General features: G+C 55.6%; 1 rRNA gene. It reads right to left on the bottom strand.

Annotated elements, in window-relative coordinates:
- Position 1: 1 nt before the first annotated feature.
- A 23S ribosomal RNA gene (locus tag AB0C26_RS46440) occupies positions 2–1020 on the bottom strand; the annotation flags it as partial.

Genomic DNA, 1020 nt, shown 5'->3' with positions numbered 1-1020 from the left:
GGTGGTTAAGCCCTCGGCCTATTAGTACCGGTCGACTGAACCAGTTACCTGGCTTACATCTCCGGCCTATCAACCCAATAGTCTTTTGGGAGCCTTACCCACTCAAGGTGGTGGGATACCTCATCTCGAAGCGAGCTTCCCGCTTAGATGCTTTCAGCGGTTATCCCTTCCGAACGTAGCCAACCAGCCGTGCCCCTGGCGGGACAACTGGCACACCAGAGGTTCGTCCGTCCCGGTCCTCTCGTACTAGGGACAGCCCTTCTCAAGTATCCAACGCGCACGGCGGATAGGGACCGAACTGTCTCACGACGTTCTAAACCCAGCTCGCGTACCGCTTTAATGGGCGAACAGCCCAACCCTTGGGACCTGCTACAGCCCCAGGATGCGACGAGCCGACATCGAGGTGCCAAACCATCCCGTCGATATGGACTCTTGGGGAAGATCAGCCTGTTATCCCCGGGGTACCTTTTATCCGTTGAGCGACACCGCTTCCACACGCAAGTGCCGGATCACTAGTCCCGACTTTCGTCCCTGCTCGACCCGTCAGTCTCACAGTCAAGCTCCCTTGTGCACTTACACTCAACACCTGATTGCCAACCAGGCTGAGGGAACCTTTGGGCGCCTCCGTTACCCTTTAGGAGGCAACCGCCCCAGTTAAACTACCCACCAGACACTGTCCCTCGACCCGATCAGGGCCGCAAGTTAGATACCCAAACCCAACAGAGTGGTATTTCAAGATTGCCTCCACCTGAACTGGCGTCCAAGCTTCACCGGCTCCCACCTATCCTACACAATTAAATTCGGATACCAATGTCAAGCTATAGTAAAGGTCCCGGGGTCTTTCCGTCCTGCCGCGCGTAACGAGCATCTTTACTCGTACTGCAATTTCGCCGGGCCTGTGGTTGAGACAGTGGGGAAGTCGTTACGCCATTCGTGCAGGTCGGAACTTACCCGACAAGGAATTTCGCTACCTTAGGATGGTTATAGTTACCACCGCCGTTTACTGGCGCTTAAGTTCTC

The organism is Actinoplanes sp. NPDC048796, from assembly GCF_040650035.1.
Taxonomy (GTDB): domain Bacteria; phylum Actinomycetota; class Actinomycetes; order Mycobacteriales; family Micromonosporaceae; genus Actinoplanes.
Note: the sequence above shows the minus strand (reverse complement) of the source record. Positions and strands in the feature narration are given on the sequence as shown.